The sequence below is a fragment of the Shewanella sp. FeAMO genome, from assembly GCF_053653955.1.
Map to the genome: position 1 here is coordinate 4265908 of NZ_CM132201.1, position 18477 is coordinate 4284384.

An 18477-nucleotide genomic window follows, 5' to 3' on the forward strand; every position below is an offset into this window, starting at 1 on the left:
TTCAATTCAACAGTTTGCGGCTGCAGCCAATCCGGCGGCGATATCATCCAGCAGATCCCGGCCATCTTCTATGCCCACAGACAAGCGGATAAGCGTGTCTTTAATGCCGGCTTCGGCGCGAGCATCACACGCCATGGCTCTGTGGGTCATGGTGGCGGGCACGGCCACCAGGCTCTCAACCCCTCCCAGGCTCTCGGCCACGGAAAACAGCCTGAGCGCGCCAAGGAAGGCAACCACCTGCGCCTCATCACCCTTGAGTTCAAAACTCAGCATAGCGCCAAAGCCACTCTGCTGCCTGGCGGCAATTTCATGACCTGGGTGGCTCTTAAGCCCCGGATAGTAAACTTTGTCTACCACGGGACTCTGGCTCAGTAGCGCCACTATGCGCTCGGCATTGGCCTGATGCTCGCGGATCCTCAGCGCCAGAGTACGCAGGCCACGCAGGGTCAGGTAGCTGTCGAAGGCGCCACCGCTCAGCCCGAGCGTGTTGGACCACCAGTGCAGCTGCTCTGCCAGTTCAGGATCTTTGGCAATCACGGCGCCGCCCACCACATCGCTGTGGCCATTGATGTATTTAGTGGTCGAGTGCACCACTATGTCGGCCCCCAACAGTAAAGGCTGTTGCAGCGCCGGCGATAAAAAAGTGTTGTCGACCACCACCAATGCGCCCTGCTGGTGGGCCGCCTCGGCAATAGCGGCAATATCCACTACCCGCAGCAGCGGATTGGACGGAGTCTCGAGCCACACCATGCGCGGCTTTTGCGCCATGGCAGCGGCGAGTGCTTGCGGGTCGGTTTGATCCAAAACCTGCAAGCGAAACTGGCCCTTGGCAGCCAGATTGGTGAACAGCCTATAGCTACCGCCATAACAGTCATGGGGCACCAACAAGAGGTCATCCGGCCCCAGCAGGTTGACCACCAGAGTAATGGCCGCCATACCGGTCGCTGTGATTGCCGCACTGCAGCCCTGCTCCAGCTCCCCCAAGGCATCCCCCAAAATGGAGCGGGTAGGATTACCCGAGCGGCTGTAATCAAAGGCTCTTGGCTGAGTGTGGCCATCAAAGGCATAGTTGGTCGACAGATAGATGGGTGGCACCACGGCCCCGTGCTGGCTGTCTGATTCGATGCCCTGCCGGACCGCTGTGGTTGCTAATCGCCGCTCTGTCATAATCGACTCCTGAATGCTGAGGTTCGACACCATAAAGATGTCTGGACGTCTAAATCTAACCAATGACCATCCAGCCGTCAATAGGCATCAAGACGTTTGGACGTCCAAATGTATGGATTTCTGTTCATATTGCACAGATTTTGCAGGCAATCATTTGACTGTATCCTGTAAGGGTTTAAAATCTGCTGCGAATTAGTGAGATCACAGGTGAATCAATGACTGAATGGAATGGCGAATACATCAGCCCTTATGCCGAACACGGCAAGAAGAACGAGCAAGTGAAAAAAATCACTGTCTCTATTCCGTTGAAGGTGCTGAAAGTATTGACCGATGAGCGCACCCGGCGCCAGGTAAACAACCTGCGGCACGCCACAAACAGCGAACTGCTGTGCGAAGCCTTCCTGCATGCCTATACCGGCCAGCCACTGCCCAACGATGGGGATTTGTCCAAAGACAAACCCGACAGCATCCCGGAAGAGGCCAAGCGCATGATGGATGCCATGGGCATAGAATGGGAAGACATGGAGTAAGTGTGTTGTCCCTCAGAATTACCTTATAGTTGAACAAGGATCGCGGTGCGATCCTTGTCTTTTTTGGGGCTTGCGAATGTTGTCACTGATAGATCCCGTCACCCTGCTACTGGCGTCCATGATCATATTTACCGGCGCCCTGACCCAGTCGTTGATAGGCTTTGGCTTGGCCGTGGTAGCCACACCTTTGCTGTATATCGTCGATCCGGAACTGGTTCCTGCCCCTGTTATCGCCATGGGGTTTTCCATCGCCCTGCTGACACTGGTACGCGAGCGTGGCCACCTGGAATTCAACGGCCTGCAATATGCCTTGTTGGGGAGGCTCCCCGGCGGCCTGATTGGCGCCACCCTGCTGTTGCTGGCGCCGCAGCCTATTCTGGGCTTGACCATAGCCCTGATTGTGGCCGTAGCCGTATTCCTCAGCCTTAGAAAGTACAGCATCAAGATCAACCGCCTCAGCCTGTTTATCGCCGGGATATTTTCCGGGATCTTCGGTACCGTGGCCGCCATAGGCGGACCGCCGATGGCCCTACTGCTGGCGGGTAAGGATGCCAGTCAGTTCCGCGCAGCGCTGTCGGCCTTCTTCATCTTCAGCTCATTGATAGCCTTGATTATTCTCGGCTGTTTTGGCCTCTTGACCCTGAGGCACCTATGGCTTTCGCTGTTGCTGCTGCCTTCGGTATTTCTCGGTTTTCTGGTGGCTGGCCGCTTGGTGGGCCGGGTGGATAAAGAGAAGACCCGAGTCCTGACGCTGGCGCTGTGCGCGTTGAGCGCCCTGTTGCTGACCATCAAATCAAGCCTGGCGCTCATCAACGGTTAATTTTAGAAGTGATAGCTGGTTTGCAGTACGCCGCCTATGGCGTCATCGCTGCCAAACATGCCGGTGAGATCCAGCCGGAAACTGTTGCCTATGGCGAACCCTGTCCCGAGTGAATAAAGATCGGCGGTGTGATCATTGAGATCCTGGCGATAACCGAGCCGTAAAGCAACCCAGTCAGCAGGCCGGTATTCACCGCCTAAACGCCAATAGCGGCTGCCCTCAAGCTCGGCAAACTTGTCGTTGTCGGTAAGATCCAAGTCGCTGCTGAGCGAAAAGGCCGCCCAGTCATAGGCCACCCCTGCGGTAACCATAGGTTTCACCTGATAGGTAAGCTGCACGCCGCCGGCCTCTATGCTGCTTAAGTCCCGCTTGATGAGGTTGCGACCACTGACACCGATAACCAAACCATCCAATGGCTGGAATGCCAGACCGATATCCAGGTTAAAGCCTGTGTCATCGCTTCGATAATCATCATCGTTGAAGTCATCGGCATCGAAGTTGTTGGCGCTGACGGCATAGTTAAAACTGTCCAACCGTTGCAGCTTGGGGGTAACTCCCACTGTCACCGGCATATTGACGATAGATAGCGGATAGCTCACGGCAACCCCGAGCTCGGAAACCGCCCCGGCCACCACTCGCCCCTGGGAGGTCAAATCTTGGATTTCCGGCGGATTATTGGGGTCCAGATTATCCAGGGCATCAATATCCGCGGCGGCGATTTCGGCTATTCCCAAGGCATCGAGATAACTCTTGAATACAAAGGCATAATTAAAACCATCCGAGGGCATGACCAAAGCCATATTGATACCGGCACTGACGTAAGCGCTATTGCCCTGCAGCGATTTCAAGTCACCACTGAGGCGCTTTCGGTAGTCATCGATAGCCGCTGTGTCGGCGGCGTCTATGGCATTAACCAGGGCGTCATAGTTATCCTGCAGGGCATCAAACTTATCGATCATCTGATCTTTATCGGCGCCATCGGCGCCGATGGTTGGAATGAGTAAACTGAAGTCATTGCTGCGGCGCGAAGGCAAAGCCAGCAGTGCCGGATTGGAAAAGGCCGCCGCCTCACGATTACCGGCTGCCACGGCAACCCCGCCCATGGCATCTGAGCGGGCCTCATAAACATCCTGACCTGCCAGTGCCAGCGTGCTGGCAAACCCCGTCATAAGCAGTGTCAAAAGACTCAGTTTCATCTCATCACCCTCTTGCTTTTATCTGTAACCTGGCGCAACCGGTTACCTGGGTTAAAGATAGTCCAAATCTCGATGAAACTATGGCATCAAACACAAAAAAGCCCGTACCAAATGATACGGGCTGAGGCTCAAACAGGTTCAGAAGTGCTTGTTAACCAAGATAGCTCTGACCTGCATAGAGAATAAAGTGTCTAAGTGCCAGCACCCCGGTCAGGCTGCAGCAGGCTACCGCCAGCATGGCTCCCTTGGTGTGACGGGTACTCGCCGGCAGCAACAGCATGGAAAGCAGCGGGATACCAAAACCTATACCCACAACCCCAATCCAGAACACGCTGGCCCAGACACCGCTTGTCAGTGATGCCAACGCGGCGGCAGCAGCGCCACCCTTGAAGTAGAGCGCGCAGAACAGCATAAACAGGAACAGGATTTCTGCCGCCATTACCGGCAATTCCAAACCGTGCATCCGTCCCAGCTGTGAGCAGTGCTTGTCTGTCTTGAACAGCAGCAGCGCTACTACCGCGTTGGCAGCCGCACCTGCCGACAAGCCGGACACCAGGAACAGTGCCGGTAAGACGGCAGTGTTCAGCATGGGGTAGGCGTTCATGGCGGAGATCAGGAAGCCGGTATAGGCACCCACTACAATTGCCAGCACGAACAGCAGCACTTCCATGGTCTTGCGCAGGCCAGTCAGTGATTCCGCAATCCCCTTGAGGAAACCCAGGCCCCAGTTGCCGAGATCATCTTTCAGCACGACCAGCGCATAGGCAAAGGTCAGCGGAATGTATACCAACAGCGCCAACACCCCGATGGACATTACAGAGGTCAGGTTATAGTTGATCAGGATCAGCCAGAAGTGGAATGGCTTGGTCAGGTCAAACACCAGACACAGCATCCCCAGACAGATGGCCACGGGCGCAATCAAGGCCGCGGCCTTGAGAATGCCGCTGTCACCCTCTGTCTTGTTTTGCACCCAACGCAGCCCGATCCCAATCAACAGACTACCCGCCGACAACCCCGCCAAGAAGAGGTAAACGGCTATGACCCAGTGCCAGGTGACAGGGTCGTATTGCGTCATATCGCCCCAAGTATTGTTCATGATTGGATCCCCCCTCTCTTGACAGGAATACGGTAGATTCTGGGTTTGGTTCCCAGATGGGTCTTGTCCTGATAAGTCACGCGGGTGTTGAGCAGAGTCGCCACCTCGCTGCCGGCCTCGTTGGCATCACCGAACACCAGGGCGTCTGTGGGACATACTGTCACACAAGCGGGTTGTTCGCCGCGCGCCAGTCGGGTGTCCTTACAGAAGTTGCACTTGTCGGCCACCTTGGTTTCCGGGTTCATAAAGCGCACTTTGTAGGGGCAAGCTGCCACACAGTACATACAACCGACACACTTTTCCGCCTTGATGGAGACTATGCCATCCTCACCCACATAGGCCGCTCCGGTAGGGCAGACCTTGACGCAAGGGGCATGTTCACACTGCTGACAGGACACCCTGTGATACTTGAAGTGCAGATGCGGCGCATCCCCGAATGGACCTTCTACCCGTACCTGCAGGCGAGTTACGCTCTCAGGTACACCGTTTTCGCTGCGGCAGGCGACGTTACAGGCCTGACAGCCGATGCACTTATTCTCGTCGTGCACCATCACATATCTTTTAGTCATCTTCGCCTCCCCTTATGCCTTTTCCAGCTTCACACCTGTGGTGTGTACGTTCATACCGCACACAGGTGCAGTCACGTTGGGCAGCAGGTTGCCGCAGTGCACGCCCTTGCCGGTCGCCCGTGCCAGCTCCTTGTTCTTGGAGCCAAAGCCCATGTAGGCGAAAACAGTGTCGGGACGTATGCCCTTGGTCACCAGCGCATGGCCCTCTTCACTGCCGACACTGGAAGTGAGGCGAATGGCATCCCCATTCTCAATGCCATGCTTGGCGGCGGTGTCCGGGTGGATCCAGACGGCGTTGTCGGACATCAGGTTGGCCAGCATAGGCACATTGTGGGTCGCGCCATTGGTATGCACCGCCACCTTGCCCTGAATAAAGTAGAGCTCGTCCGGCTGTTTCAGGGTCACTTCGCGATAGGCGATAGTGCCACGTCCAGGCGCCATCTCTTCCACCTTGGCGGAGGTCAGTTCAATCTTGCCGCTGGGGGTCTTGAACTTGAGCGCGCTGCCGTAGGTACCGTCTTCATATATGGACCCATCCCGTTTGCAAGACATTTGATTTCAATTTGAGAAGAGTTCATTGCACCCATATATTCGGCCTGTTACTGAGTTAAATCTCTGGCCCTGATGGATATGTGCTTCTACTTTCCTCATCATCCTTGCGGCTTCACGATGAGCCTATGGATTCAACAGGTTTTAAGTAGAACAGTCTGACTGTCTCATCATCAAATCAATTGTCACCGCAACTTGGTGATAGGTTTGCATTATCTTACTTCACAACCTGATTTATAAGCTTCATGTCGCCGGCCGATACGTTTCTTCTTTGGCCGCTATGACCCAGGCAATTCTGGCAAGCTTGTTGGCTACTGCAACGCAGGCGCGATTAAAGCCTCGACGCTCCACGAGGGCCTTCGCCCACAGGCTGAGCTTATCGGTTTTGTGCTCGCAGTGACGCAAAATGGACCTGGCACCATGAATGAACAAGGTTCGTAGATAGGCATTGCCTCGCTTACTGATCCCCAGCAGATTATCCTTGCCGCCACTGCTGTGCTGCCTGGGCACCAGACCGCACCAAGCTGAAAAATGGCGGCCATTGTGAAATGCCTTCCCCTCCCCAACAGCGGCATAAAATGCCGTCGCAGTGACAGGACCAACGCCCAAGACGGTGCCTAATCGTTGGCAGATAGGATTATCAGCATTTTCCTGCAATACCTGCTTTTCACACCCTTTCAGCCTGTTCTCAAGTTCGACAAACTCATTATACAGTCCATGGAAAATCGCTCGACCTTTGGCTGTGAGTGCATTCTCACCGTCTTCCAAAATGTCGGGCAATTGACTGCGAAAGGCCGTTTTTCCCTTTGCCAGCACGATGCCATATTCGGCCAACATGCCTCGAACCTGATTCACCAAGGCGGTGGTTTGCTGTGTGAGTCGCTCACGAACCCTGTGCAACATCTGCACATCTTGTTGTTCGATAGATTTGGCGGGCACGAAGCGCATGTTTGGTCGCTGAGCCGCCTCCGCTATGGCAAGGGCATCGTTGTAGTCATTTTTATTTCCCTGCCGATAGGGAATGACATATTGAGGAGGGATCAACTTAACCTGATGACCAAGGGCAGTAATTTCCCTGTTCCAATAGTGAGCGCCACCACAGGCTTCAATCGCGACCAGGCAAGGTTCCAACTTAGCGAAAAAACCGAGCACTTCTTTTCGTTTAAGCATTTTCTTGCGCACCAGCTTACCTGCTTTGTTGACCGCAACAGCGTGGAACACCAACTTTGCGATATCCAAACCGATGGTTGTAATCTTCATAGTGGACCCATCCTCTTTCCAGATGACTTTCAACAACTTCATCGTGGCCCATTGCGAGGCCGGTTAAAAGGGGATGGGTCCATTCCATTATCCATGGCTCTGGCGTTGGGGTAGGCGGCAACAAAATCGGCCACCATCTTGGGTTCGCGCAGCATCAACGGCTTGCCGTAGCTGACAAAGCCCTTGTCCTTGATGTGCTGCAGCAACTTGGCGTCTTTATTCACCTGCAGGAATTGCAGGGTTTCCATGTTTTCCCAGGGATAGTACTGCTCCAGGCCCATCTCTATGCCCAGTTCACGGAAAATTTGCCAGGAAGGCTTGGCATCGCCAATCACATCCACCACTTGCTGACGCAGGTAGTAGGCCGGGTTCTTGCCGGACTTGTCGGCGACTTCTTCATCCCGCTCCAGGTAAGTGCATTCGGGCAGTATGATGTCGGCCCATGCAGCGGTTTCACTGATATAAACATCACAGGAAACCACAAACTCCATCTTCTTCAGGCTCTCAACCACCTTGGCGCGGTCGGTCATGGTCTGCATGGGGTTGGTGCGGCTCATGACCCAGGCTCGCAGTTGGTAAGGCTTGGCTTCCAGAGTCGCATCTATGATTGATTGATAGATACCACCGCCGGACCAGGCCATGGCAAACTGCTCATCCATCTGGTCGATGCGTTTGGCTTGCGGTTTGGGCAGTTTGACGCCCGGCTTACCCAGCTCAGGGGCCACAGCCTCACCGGCAAACTTGTTGTAGCTGCCGGCCTTCTTACCCATGTAGAGGCCACCCTTACGCTCCAGGTTGCCGATCAGCACGTTGGCGGCGTACAGCGCCCGGCGCATATCGAACTCTTCCGGAGTGAAGGTAGATCTGTGGCCAAAGTCGACCACGGCATGGGGCGCAGCGGCGGCATACTCATGAGCAATACGGCGGATATCTGCGGCGGGTACGTCGGAAATTTTCTCAGCCCAATCAGGGGTGTAGGCTTTAACCTCGGCGGCAAAGGCCTCAAAACCTTCAACATAGCGCTCGATAAAGGCCTTGTCATAAAGGTTGTCGGCAATCAGCACATGGCACAGCGCCAGGGCCACGGCCACATCCGAGCCGGGACGAATGGCATACCACTCATCGGCCTTATCGGCCACCACAGAGAACCTGGGTTCAAACACCACCAACTTGGCGCCTTTGTCGGCCTGGGCCTTCATCAGACCTCGGGTCTCGGACATATTGATCCCCTCATAGAGGTTATGACCGAAGTTGATGATGTACTTGGAGTTGGAGAGATCCCGCTTCACCTTGGTACCGAACATCGCCTTGGCGGCGACCACATAACCACCTGGGCAAGTGGTGTTATGGGTAAAGGAGTTGGGGCTGCCGTAAGCCTGCCCCAAATAGAACAGGTGTCCGGACAGCGAGCCTGACTTGGAGGAAAACGCCACGGCTTCAGGGCCATGCTCGGCCTTGATTTGATTCAGCTTGCTGGCGATGGTTTGATAGGCTTCCTGCCAGCTGATTTCGGCCCACTTGCCTTCGCCGCGCTCACCGACGCGCTTGAGTGGTTTGACGATCCTTTGTGGATCGTACAGCAGACTATGACCGGCGCCACCACGGGCACAGACCTTGCCGCCGAATGATTTGGCTTCTTTGTTACCGCTGATAAAGACGTTTTTGCCATCAACAATCCGCGCCGAAATCGGGCAACGAGTTGAACACATCTCACACATACTGGCAATTTCAGTGGCACTGCCGGTCAGTGGGCTACGCCCCAAAGCCGCCAGCGAACCGGGCAGAACTCCGGCCAGGGCACAGGTTGCCCCTCCGGCTCCAGCCCCTTTCAGAAAGGTGCGCCTATCAAGCTCTATCATGGTTACCTCCATCCTCTCCCCCTTGGGAAAAGGTCGCTCACACAGGTTATTGTTTGAATTGGATTCCGCTTGACTACAGCGGCTTGAGCTCATTGTTTACCCATTAAATTTCTGTGGGTATTGTGGTAAACCACATAGGGGGAGCGAGTGTGATCCAGCCCCCGCAAAGACGCCGGAAAGGGCGTGAAAGTGTGAAGGGAATCCTGCCCCAGATTGATGAGAAAAGAGTCTGTAGATGCACTCCAAGAGTTAACAAATGCAACTTTAGCCGCGACAAATATTCACAAACGTTAAGCTGATCACGCCTAAAAAACCGCTATAAATCCCACTCACGGCTTCTCTAACAGGTCAACAGATAAAGATTAAAAACAAAACAAATCAATACATTGCAAGTATAAAACCATCCAATCCATTAGATTTATTTCAATGATATTTTTATCAATTAGATTATTTTTATGAAGGTGATCCAGTTCAAAGCTGACGCACCTCAGGATTGCTAAATTGACAACCGCAAGGACACATAAAATAACAGCCCATTAACGGAGCGGGCGGTCACCCCAGAGGAATAGATGATGAACACCAGCAGCAAACTCGGCCTTCTGCTTTTAGCCTGTGCATTGGCCACAGGCGCCACCGCAGCCGACGGCGGCAACCCCAAGAAAGGCAAACACCTGTACAAGAAAGTCTGTAAAGAGTGTCACAGCAAAGCAGGCATAGGTGGCGAACTGACTCCCATGAGCAAGACCATGAGCCAATGGGACAGATTCTTCGCCAGAGACAAACACAAAGCCAAACCCGAGGCGTTTCAGCCTTTAACTGAGCAGGAACTCAAGGATATTCAACAGTTCCTGTACGACCATGCCGCCGACTCGGATCAACCCCAGACCTGCGGTTGATCCGAGCGCATAGGCGCCAATCACTTAACTAAATTTACAGCTTGCAAGCCAAGTATGGGGTTACCCCAGGGCTGCTTGCTGCCTGAAAACGACCGGCAAGGCCGGTCAGGAGAATCAACTATGCGCACTCTTATCGCACTGGCGGTGGCCCAGGCACTGGGTTTGGCTCTGCTGGGCAGCCCCCAGCTCCAGGCCGGGGAACTGGATGACAGCACCAAGATCCGCGAGCTTAAACAGCAACTGCAGGAGATCACCGAAGAGCTGGATATACTCAACAGCCGGGTGGACAAGACAGAGCGGCACACGGCGCTCGATCGACTGGAGATCAGCGGCGACTTTCGCACCCGAGCCCACTCGCTGCACTACGGCAATGTCACCTGGCATCCGGCGATCAAGATGGACTTCAACGACTTCGGCGCCAAAGCCATGGCCGGCGAACTGGGCAACCCCATGGACCCCACCTCGCCCCTTGGCAAGATGATGGCCGCCAACCCTGAGCTGGCCAACGCCTTTGCCCAGGGACAACTGCAAGGCGTTATGCCCTATGTGCTGGCGCCTTATAGCAGTGGCGACATAGACAATGACATCTTCTACACCACCCGGCTGCGGCTCGATCTCAAGGCCAAGGTGTGGGACAACGTCAGCTTTGCCGGACGCCTGACAATGTTCAAGGACTGGGGCGATTCCACCGGTGTGCAGGTGTTTGATTCCTGGCGTTCCTTCACCATGGACGGCACCAACTCAGGCAATCCCAGCGGCGACTGGCTGCGGGTCGAGCGCGCCTACTTTGACTGGAAAAACATCGGCGGCAGCGAGTTTTATCTGTCTGTCGGCCGTCGCCCCTCCACCTATGGTCCGCCGAGCCACTACCGGGAAAATGAAAAGCGTGGCGGCACCCCTTCCGGGCACCTGGTCAACTTCAACTTTGACGGCGCCACTCTGGGCTACAAGCTTGGAGAGCTCACAGGGATAGAAGGCCAGGTGGTGCGTTTCTGTTACGGTCAGGGCTTTGAGTCCCAATGGGGCAACGGCGAGCTCTATGGCGATACCGTCAGCAAGGACACCCATCTGGGCGGTTTCAACATTGATGTGATCAACGACGGTAACCACTTCCTGCAGCTGACCCTATTTGCCGCGCGGGATATCAACGACGGCTTCAAGGGCACCATGGCCTTCCCCAACGAGTTGGCCGGGATTTTCGCCCCCACCCTCTACAGCGATCTGCAGAAATTCGACAACTTCAACTTTGTTACCCGGGTGCAACCCAGCGGGGTCATAGGCGACATGTACCTCGGCGGCCTGGGCTATGCCTATGAATCCGATGACGATCTCAAGTTGTTTGCCTCCTTCGGCTGGACCCGCGGCGAGAGCAACGGCAACGCCGGCATGTTCGGCGGCATGTTGACCGACGCCGTGTTCCAGGCAGAGCTCAACAGCAGTGGCGATGAACTGCTGCTGGTGCCATCCAGCGCCGAGTCCGATGCCTCCCACGATGGTTACGGCATCTATATCGGCATGCAGATCCCGGCGCCTTACGGCAAGTTCGGTCTGGAATACAACTATGGCTCCAAGTACTGGACGCCCTTCACCCAGGCCCAGGACGACCCGGTCGGCAGCAAGCTGGCCACCCGCGGCCATGTGGCCGAGGCCTACTACATCTTCGACATCAATCCCAGGATGTTTATCAAGCTGGCGGGGCTCTACTACGACTATGAATACACTGGCTCGGGCACGCCCGTGGGTGCACCTGTGAAGGTGGATGATGTGCTGGACGGCAGCGCCTATTCGTTATTGCCCGTGGTGGATACGGCGCTGGATATCAACGCCTCACTGACAGTGAATTTCTAGGGAGGAACACAGATGAAAACATTTTATCTGCCATTTATAGCCACGGCACTCTGGCTCGGCCTCCTGAGCCCAGCCCAGGCCGGCGGCCCCCACAAAGAAGTGCTCAAGGGCCCCTTCAACACAGGCTCGGAAGTGACCCAGGCCTGCCTTGAGTGCCATGAAAAAGACGCCGATGACTTTATGCTGTCATCCCACTGGACCTGGGAGCTGGAGCAGGAACTGCCCGGACGCACAGTCAAACGGGGCAAGAAAAACTCCATCAACAACTTCTGTGTTTCCATTGCCGGTAACGAACCTCGCTGTACCGGCTGCCATGCCGGTTACGGCTGGAAAGACAACAGCTTCGACTTCAAGGACAAGACCAAGGTGGACTGCCTGGTGTGCCATGACACCACGGGCACCTATGTCAAAGATCCCGTCGCGGCCGGAGAGGTATTCAAGACAGTGGATCTGCTGCGGGTCGCCCAGAATGTCGGCAAGCCGGTGCGGGATAACTGCGGCAGCTGCCACTTCTACGGTGGCGGCGGAGATGCGGTCAAGCATGGCGACCTCGACTCTTCCATGGCCTACCCGGACAAGGCCACGGATGTGCACATGGACAGCGATGGCAACGACTTCCAGTGTCAGGACTGCCACACCACCCAGAAGCATATGATCGGCGGTAACGCCATGGGTGTGTCCCCCGGCGGTGAAGATCATATCGGCTGTGACAATTGCCACGACAGTGCACCACACGGCAACAAACAGCTGAACAAGCACGCAGCCACTGTGGCCTGTCAGACCTGCCACATTCCCTTCTTTGCCCGCCATGAACCCACCAAGCTGCACTGGGACTGGTCAACTGCCGGTGAAGACAGGGAAGAGAGCCTGGATCAATATGGTCGTCACAGCTACGCCAAGAAAAAGGGCAGCTTCGTTTGGGGCAAGATGGTCAAGCCCAGCTACGCCTGGTACAACGGCCGCGCCGATGCCTATATGGCCGGTGACAAGATGGATCCCGAGCAGGTCACCCGTCTGACCTTCCCCTTGGGTGACATTCAGGATCCCAAGGCGAAGATCTACCCCTTCAAGGTGCACACAGGCAAGCAGGTGTACGACAAGGTCAACAAGGTGCTGCTCAATCCCAAGACCTATGGCAAGGGCGGTTTCTGGTCTGAGTTTGACTGGGATAAGGCGATTCGCTTAGGGATGGCCGCCAGTGAGCCCATGCAGGCCAAGGGTATCAGCTACAGCGGTCAGTACGGCTTTGCTCAAACCGAAATGTGGTGGCGTATCAACCACATGGTCTCGCCCAAGAGTGAAGCTCTCAAGTGCGCCGACTGCCACAACGGCGGTGACCGCCTCGACTGGCAGGCGCTGGGCTATGAGGACGACCCCATGAAACACAAAGGCGGCGCTCGCCACGCCCGCTGAGCAGATTCAGGCAAGCCCTGAAGACCGGCTCCCGCATCTCCCTGCCTCCCGGGAGCCGGTCACTCTCATCTGCCACTCTCTCATCTGGTACTCTCTCATCTGGTACTCTCCAAACGAGATGCCACTTATCCCTAAAAAAGACATTTAGACCCAGAATCGGGCCAAAGTGTCCAAGCGGCACTACACTGAATTAGACTATGACGGTAAATTCGGGTCATTGATGATGCAACTCCCTACAAAAAATGGCATTTTTCTTGCGTTGTCTGGGTATCCTTTTCTGTGGCAAGTGCAATGACAACAAACGGCAAGACTTTTTCCTCATTAAACCGCTCCCTGGGTGAGCTCAGCGGCGCCTTTGCCGATCTGGGAACCTTTCTTCCTCTTGTGCTTGGGCTAATCGCCCTGAATCAGTTTTCCCCCCAAGGCATTTTTCTCGGTTTCGGTCTCTTTGCCCTGGCCACCGCCCTGTTTTATCGCCGCCCCATTCCCGTGCAACCCATGAAGGTGATTGCCGCCCTGGTCATTGCCCAAGGGCTGACACCCGGCATGATGCAAGCCAGCGCCATGCTGATGGGAGTAATACTGCTGTTACTGGCGGCCTCCGGCGCCATCAGTTGGCTGTCGCGGCAAATATCCCAGGCTGTCAGTGTCGGTATCCAACTGGCCATAGGGCTGCAACTGTTGTGGATGGGTTTCAAGATGATGGCCGACGAGCCTGTGCTGGGATTCGGCGCCTTCGCACTGATTTTCTTTGCCCGCTTTATCCCGCTGCGCTATCTGGCCATGCCCTTGGTGATTGCCCTCGGCATGCTGTGGCAATACCAGCAAGGCGGCAGCGACAGCAGCTTTGTGTTCAACAATACGCCTTGGCACTTGAGCTGGCCCGAGTTAAATGACTGGGGCGCCGCGGCGACCCTGTTGGTGCTGCCGCAACTGGCGTTGACTTTGACCAATGCAGTTATCGCCACCTCAGTAATGGCCAAAGAGAAGTTCCCCGAAGACAGCAAGCGTTTCAGCCCCCAGGCCTTTGCCACCAGCTCTGGCCTGGCCAATCTGCTGCTGAGCCCCTTCGGTGCTTCGGCCATGTGCCACGGTGCCGGTGGGTTGGCGGTGCAATACCATTTCGGTGCCCGCCGCCTGTGGGCGCCGCTGATCTTCGGCGGCAGTTGCCTGCTAATAGCCCTCTCCTGGGGGGAAAACGTGGCCTGGCTGCTGAGCCTTATTCCGCTGGCTATTCTCGGTAGTCTGCTGTCCACCGCCGGCTTGCAGTTGGCCTGGTCCAAACGCCTCTTGGACGGCAAGCCTTTCTGTATCTTTGTTATCCTGGCGACCGCTGTGGTGAGCCTGGCCGTCAATGCCGCCGCCGGTCTGGCTGTAGGTGTGGTGCTGGAATTCGGCCGCCGTCAGTGGCAAACCCTGAGCGCACTGCGCTGATCTCAATCCACAAAGCCGTCATCCCGGTTCAAACTGAGCCCGGGATGGTGGCTTTAGACTCGATGGCAGGCGTTATCTGCCGGGCCACTTAGCCTGCCGGAAAGCGTCGCGGCGGATTAAGCGGCACATCGTTTTGGCTCAAGGCCCACCTGGCAATCTCATCCTTACGCATAAAACCGACATCTGCATGAGACTTGGCATACTCGAGGAAGGAATTGAGTGCGCTGACGATTCCGGGGGCACCGCCTATCCTGTCGTGAACACTGATGGACATCATGCGTCTGCGGTCTGCCCCTTCGAGATAAAGGCAGTCAAATTCATCCTTGAGTTCCTGCAGGAAGGCCGCGGCTGTCATGGCTGTATTGCCGCCGAAGCGGCCTATATCGTTGTTGCGCAGGCTATAGGGCACCACGGCAAACGGCTTTCCTTTGACAGGGAGCAGCGACGGCTCGTCGCGGCCCAGATCATCTATGTGATAGATAAAACCGAGCTGCTGCAGTATCTCCAGCGTCTTGGGGGTATGCCGCATCCAAAAGGCGTTGAACCCCAACGGCCGCTGGCCGGTGATCCGCTCCAGAGTGGCAATACTCTGCTCATAGGAGCCGCGCTCTTCGGCTTCACTCATGCTGTACTGCGGCGTCCAACTCTGACCATGGCCGGAGATCTCATGACCATGCTCGGCCACGGCTCTGGCAAGCTCAGGAGCCAGTTCAGCAGCCCGCCCCACCATGTGCGACGTCACCTTGATACCGTGTTTGTCCCACAGTCGCAAAAGCCGGGGGATCCCCTCATTCATGCCGTAGGCGTACCAAGTCGGCGTGATGGTATCAACATAACCCGGCTCCATGGGGGGAAACGGCCCTTCGGCATTTGCCCCTTGGGCTCCCGCTTCAAACTGCATTGAGATGGAGATAACCAGGCGCTCACCATTGGGCCAGAAATGGCGCTTGCCTGCTGGGTTATTTTTGCCATCAGCGGCCGCTGCCCCTGGAAGCAACATGGGCGTGCTCATACCACCAGCGGCCACGGCGGTTTGACTTAGACCCAAACCGGCAGCCAGAGCGCCACCGGCCATTAAAAATTGTCTGCGTGAATGCATACTCTTTGCTCCTTAAGGCTTGAGATTCATCTGGGAGAAAAGACTCTGATAGTCTTCCAGATGCCAGTTGTCTGTAATACGGCCTTGCTTAACCCGGTAGAGATCCACCGCCTGAAAATTTATCGCCTGCCCCTGACCCTGCTGCTCGCCAAATTGGCCACTGAAATGACCACGAAACCTCAGACGCACAGTGACATAGTCATCGGCCACCAGGAGATGCTCAATCTCAGCGCTGAGATCCGGCACCACCTGTCTGAAGCCCTCTGATGCCTGTAATACCCCGCCAAGTCCCTGGGGCCGCCCGCTTGGCAGTGTACGATCGACAAAGTGCTCACTCAGGGCTGCACGGGCAAAGGCCGGATCGCCACTGTTCCAAAATGCGGCGTAAAGACGGGCCGCCTGAACAATCTCGGCCTCAGCCTGACTGCCATCTGTCACCAGAACCTTGGGCACAGGCAGGTTTGTTGCCAAAGCAGCCGGTCTGGCCACTACTGATGCAGCACTTAAGGCCAAAGCGCTACAGAGCAAGGCCGGCCAAATAGCGGCGCGGCTCAAGGCCCGAGACGCATTGAGCGCCGGGCTTTCCCGCTTCATTGACCCACCTCAAGAGGCTGCAACGCCGGATAATCTGTGTATCCCTCGGCGCCGCCTCCAAACAGTGGGCCAATGCCGAGCGGCGCCAGCGGCTTACCGAGCTGTAAACGTTTGGGCAGATCCGGGTTGGAGATAAAGGGGCGACCAAAGGCCACCAGATCGGCATAGCCTTGCTCCAATACTGTCTCGGCGCGCTCAAGATCGTAGCGACCGGCCACTATGATGCAGCCTGGAAAGGCATGACGCAGGCTGCGACGAAAGCTTTCGGGAATCTCAGGCGCATCGTCCCAATCGGCTTCAGACAAGTGCAGATAAGCGACTCCTCGCTTGTTAAGCTCGGCCGCCGCCAGGAGTATGGTGTCGACGATTTCCGGGCAAGCCATATCCTTAAAGGTGACATAGGGCGCCAGGCGAATCCCCACCCGCTCCGGGCCTATGCGTTCGGCGATGGCATCTACCACCTGCAGCAGGAAACGCACTCTGTTGGCCTTAGTGCCGCCGTAAGCATCGTTACGCTTATTGGAGTTGGTCCGCAGAAACTGATCGATCAGATAACCGTTGCCACCATGTACCTCAATGCCATCAAAACCCGCTTCAACGGCATTGACTGCGGCATTGGCAAAATCATTCACAACCCGGTCGATATCAGCCTGGGTCATGGCTCTGGGTTCCGGACAATCCACCATCTGGCCACCATCACTGCCGTTTGAAACCCACACCTGAGTCGCCGTCGGTGCTATGGCCGAAGGGGCTATCGGCGCATCTCCCTTCTGGAACACGGGGTGAGACACCCTGCCAACATGCCAAAGCTGATTGAAGATTCGTCCACCGGCGTCATGCACGGCGCGGGTAACCAAACGCCATCCCTGCAGCTGCTCTTGGGTGTAGATCCCGGGTGTAAAGGAATAGCCCTGGCTGTCGTCGGAAATCTGGGTGGCTTCTGTGATGATAAGCCCTGCCGAGGCGCGCTGACGGTAGTATTCCGCCATCATGGCATTGGGAATGTTGCCCGGTTGACTGGTGCGCGAACGCGTCATGGGGGCCATGACCACCCGATTGGACAGATACAATCCCTTGAGGGAATATGGAACGAACAGTGACATATGAAACTCCTGATGACTGAATGGCGAGCTCGCCGGAACACTTCACAGGCTCATTGTCTATCTTTCGAACTTGATTGATAATTGGGCTATTACTTAACTTATTTTCAAATAATTTTTGAATGTATCATCTCAATGATCTGCAACTGGCCTTACGGGTGGCCGAACTTCAGAGCCTGTCTGCCGCCGGACGCGAGCTGGGCATGACCCCGGCCGCCGCCAGTGCCGCACTGCAGCGGCTGGAAAAGAAGCTGGGCAGCCAGTTGTTTGCCCGCTCCACCCGGCGACTGCAGCTCACCGAAGAGGGACAAGTGTTTGTCGATGCCGCCCGTCAGGCGATGGGGCTTTTGGACAACGCCGCCATGGCGTTGGCGGAAAGCCGCGGCGAGCTCAAAGGAGAAGTCAGGTTGGCACTGCCTTCGGACTTGGGCCGCAGCCTGATACGTCCCTGGCTGGACCAACTGATGGCCGGGGCGCCCGAGTTGTCACTGCAGTATTTCTTCGGCGATCAGCTGACAGATCTCATCGGCCAGAATGTTCACCTGGCACTGAGGTACGGCCATTTGAGCGACTCCAGCCTGATGCGGCGGCATCTCTTGTATGTGCACAGGGTGGCGGTGGCCTCGCCTGAGTATCTGGCCCATTATGGTCGGCCCAAGACGCCCCATGAACTGAGCCAACATAAGGTGCTGATCCTCAATCGTGGCGGCGAGCCTTGGCAACGCTGGGGCTTCACGGAAGCCGGTAACCCATTGGCCGTCGAGGTGAAAGGCAGGCGAATAGCCAATGATGGCGCCGTCATTCGCGACTGGGCCCTGGAGGGCCAGGGCATCGCCTTCAAGAGCTGGTTGGATGTCGCCGAAGATGTGCATGCCGGGCGGCTGATTAACCTTTTTTCGCCCCAGCAATGCGAGACTGTGCCGCTGCAAATCCTGTACCTGCATACCGACTACCCCAGCTTCAAGGTGCGGCGGGTGATAGATTTTCTGGCCGACAGGTTTCAGACATTTGAGCGGCGCTTTCCGTTGATTTGAACCTAGCCCATTC

The 18477-nt window shown here is 56.0% G+C and carries 15 protein-coding genes and 2 pseudogenes; 7 read left to right on the top strand and 10 right to left on the bottom strand.

The window, feature by feature from the left end:
- Positions 1 to 6: 6 nt before the first annotated feature.
- Positions 7 to 1167, bottom strand: coding sequence for a cystathionine gamma-synthase (gene metB, locus ACWAU4_RS19110; RefSeq protein WP_071238695.1), 1161 nt, complete (start codon positions 1165 to 1167; stop codon positions 7 to 9).
- A gap of 215 nt (positions 1168 to 1382) precedes the next feature.
- On the opposite strand from metB, the gene metJ reads away from it, so the two are divergent.
- Complete coding sequence (gene metJ / locus ACWAU4_RS19115) at positions 1383 to 1697, top strand: met regulon transcriptional regulator MetJ (protein WP_025889629.1); 315 nt, start codon at positions 1383 to 1385, stop codon at positions 1695 to 1697.
- A 76-nt stretch (positions 1698 to 1773) separates the two neighbouring features.
- Positions 1774 to 2517 (top strand): sulfite exporter TauE/SafE family protein, encoded by a 744-nt coding sequence (locus tag ACWAU4_RS19120; protein ID WP_144161324.1) that lies wholly within the window; start codon positions 1774 to 1776, stop codon positions 2515 to 2517.
- 2 nt (positions 2518 to 2519) lie between these two features.
- Here ACWAU4_RS19120 and ACWAU4_RS19125 read toward each other — a convergent pair whose 3' ends face one another.
- The 6 genes and pseudogenes from ACWAU4_RS19125 to phsA all read right to left on the bottom strand — a co-directional run.
- The gene (locus ACWAU4_RS19125) at positions 2520 to 3713 is read right to left on the bottom strand and encodes a conjugal transfer protein TraF (RefSeq protein ID WP_454290343.1); all 1194 of its coding nucleotides are present in this window, start codon (positions 3711 to 3713) and stop codon (positions 2520 to 2522) included.
- Positions 3714 to 3864: 151 nt separating this feature from the next.
- Entirely contained in the window at positions 3865 to 4809 is a 945-nt protein-coding gene (nrfD, locus tag ACWAU4_RS19130) for an NrfD/PsrC family molybdoenzyme membrane anchor subunit (protein ID WP_025889627.1), read from the bottom strand.
- On the bottom strand, positions 4806 to 5378 hold the full coding sequence (locus tag ACWAU4_RS19135) for a 4Fe-4S dicluster domain-containing protein (RefSeq protein WP_129979947.1): 573 nt from the start codon (positions 5376 to 5378) through the stop codon (positions 4806 to 4808). The genes nrfD and ACWAU4_RS19135 overlap by 4 nt, the downstream gene beginning before the upstream one ends.
- Before the next feature lie 12 nt (positions 5379 to 5390).
- Positions 5391 to 5900 (bottom strand): annotated as a pseudogene (locus ACWAU4_RS19140) (molybdopterin dinucleotide binding domain-containing protein); the annotation flags it as partial.
- A gap of 270 nt (positions 5901 to 6170) precedes the next feature.
- A complete protein-coding gene (locus tag ACWAU4_RS19145) occupies positions 6171 to 7187 on the bottom strand; it encodes an IS110 family RNA-guided transposase (RefSeq protein WP_039034405.1) in 1017 nt (338 codons plus the stop codon).
- A gap of 89 nt (positions 7188 to 7276) precedes the next feature.
- Positions 7277 to 9046 (bottom strand): annotated as a pseudogene (gene phsA, locus ACWAU4_RS19150) (thiosulfate reductase PhsA); the annotation flags it as partial.
- A gap of 569 nt (positions 9047 to 9615) precedes the next feature.
- On the opposite strand from phsA, the gene ACWAU4_RS19155 reads away from it, so the two are divergent.
- From ACWAU4_RS19155 to ACWAU4_RS19170, 4 genes are all read left to right on the top strand, one after another.
- Positions 9616 to 9942, top strand: coding sequence for a c-type cytochrome (locus ACWAU4_RS19155; RefSeq protein ID WP_025010197.1), 327 nt, complete (start codon positions 9616 to 9618; stop codon positions 9940 to 9942).
- 120 nt (positions 9943 to 10062) lie between these two features.
- A complete protein-coding gene (locus ACWAU4_RS19160; protein WP_221055495.1) occupies positions 10063 to 11790 on the top strand; it encodes a DUF3373 domain-containing protein in 1728 nt (575 codons plus the stop codon).
- Between the two features lie 12 nt (positions 11791 to 11802).
- Positions 11803 to 13203 (top strand): tetrathionate reductase family octaheme c-type cytochrome, encoded by a 1401-nt coding sequence (locus tag ACWAU4_RS19165; protein WP_234520539.1) that lies wholly within the window; start codon positions 11803 to 11805, stop codon positions 13201 to 13203.
- A 291-nt stretch (positions 13204 to 13494) separates the two neighbouring features.
- A complete protein-coding gene (locus ACWAU4_RS19170; RefSeq protein ID WP_071238692.1) occupies positions 13495 to 14637 on the top strand; it encodes a putative sulfate/molybdate transporter in 1143 nt (380 codons plus the stop codon).
- 88 nt (positions 14638 to 14725) lie between these two features.
- Here the strand turns inward: ACWAU4_RS19170 and ACWAU4_RS19175 are convergent, their stop codons facing one another.
- From ACWAU4_RS19175 to ACWAU4_RS19185, 3 genes are read right to left on the bottom strand one after another with little or no spacing between them, the layout of a single operon-like run.
- Positions 14726 to 15736 carry a polysaccharide deacetylase family protein gene (locus ACWAU4_RS19175; RefSeq protein WP_454290344.1) on the bottom strand — a complete coding sequence of 337 codons (1011 nt, stop codon included), beginning with the start codon at positions 15734 to 15736 and terminating at the stop codon, positions 14726 to 14728.
- A 12-nt stretch (positions 15737 to 15748) separates the two neighbouring features.
- Positions 15749 to 16330: an ester cyclase gene (locus ACWAU4_RS19180; RefSeq protein WP_454290345.1), complete on the bottom strand. Its 582-nt coding sequence runs from the start codon at positions 16328 to 16330 to the stop codon at positions 15749 to 15751.
- Positions 16327 to 17433, bottom strand: coding sequence for an alkene reductase (locus tag ACWAU4_RS19185; RefSeq protein ID WP_454290346.1), 1107 nt, complete (start codon positions 17431 to 17433; stop codon positions 16327 to 16329). Before ACWAU4_RS19185 ends, ACWAU4_RS19180 begins: the two co-directional genes overlap by 4 nt.
- 119 nt (positions 17434 to 17552) lie before the next feature.
- Between ACWAU4_RS19185 and ACWAU4_RS19190 the strand changes: the two genes are divergently transcribed.
- On the top strand, positions 17553 to 18464 hold the full coding sequence (locus ACWAU4_RS19190) for a LysR family transcriptional regulator (RefSeq protein ID WP_025889612.1): 912 nt from the start codon (positions 17553 to 17555) through the stop codon (positions 18462 to 18464).
- Positions 18465 to 18477 lie beyond the last annotated feature (13 nt).

Bases quoted from the DNA above. Each gene is read 5' to 3' on its own strand.
- metB (WP_071238695.1), bottom strand. From the start codon at position 1,167: ATGACAGAGCGGCGATTAGCAACCACAGCGGTCCGGCAGGGCATCGAA.
- metJ (WP_025889629.1), top strand. From the start codon at position 1,383: ATGACTGAATGGAATGGCGAATACATCAGCCCTTATGCCGAACACGGC.
- ACWAU4_RS19120 (WP_144161324.1), top strand. From the start codon at position 1,774: ATGTTGTCACTGATAGATCCCGTCACCCTGCTACTGGCGTCCATGATC.
- ACWAU4_RS19125 (WP_454290343.1), bottom strand. From the start codon at position 3,713: ATGAAACTGAGTCTTTTGACACTGCTTATGACGGGGTTTGCCAGCACG.
- nrfD (WP_025889627.1), bottom strand. From the start codon at position 4,809: ATGAACAATACTTGGGGCGATATGACGCAATACGACCCTGTCACCTGG.
- ACWAU4_RS19135 (WP_129979947.1), bottom strand. From the start codon at position 5,378: ATGACTAAAAGATATGTGATGGTGCACGACGAGAATAAGTGCATCGGC.
- ACWAU4_RS19145 (WP_039034405.1), bottom strand. From the start codon at position 7,187: ATGAAGATTACAACCATCGGTTTGGATATCGCAAAGTTGGTGTTCCAC.
- ACWAU4_RS19155 (WP_025010197.1), top strand. From the start codon at position 9,616: ATGATGAACACCAGCAGCAAACTCGGCCTTCTGCTTTTAGCCTGTGCA.
- ACWAU4_RS19160 (WP_221055495.1), top strand. From the start codon at position 10,063: ATGCGCACTCTTATCGCACTGGCGGTGGCCCAGGCACTGGGTTTGGCT.
- ACWAU4_RS19165 (WP_234520539.1), top strand. From the start codon at position 11,803: ATGAAAACATTTTATCTGCCATTTATAGCCACGGCACTCTGGCTCGGC.
- ACWAU4_RS19170 (WP_071238692.1), top strand. From the start codon at position 13,495: ATGACAACAAACGGCAAGACTTTTTCCTCATTAAACCGCTCCCTGGGT.
- ACWAU4_RS19175 (WP_454290344.1), bottom strand. From the start codon at position 15,736: ATGCATTCACGCAGACAATTTTTAATGGCCGGTGGCGCTCTGGCTGCC.
- ACWAU4_RS19180 (WP_454290345.1), bottom strand. From the start codon at position 16,330: ATGAAGCGGGAAAGCCCGGCGCTCAATGCGTCTCGGGCCTTGAGCCGC.
- ACWAU4_RS19185 (WP_454290346.1), bottom strand. From the start codon at position 17,433: ATGTCACTGTTCGTTCCATATTCCCTCAAGGGATTGTATCTGTCCAAT.
- ACWAU4_RS19190 (WP_025889612.1), top strand. From the start codon at position 17,553: ATGTATCATCTCAATGATCTGCAACTGGCCTTACGGGTGGCCGAACTT.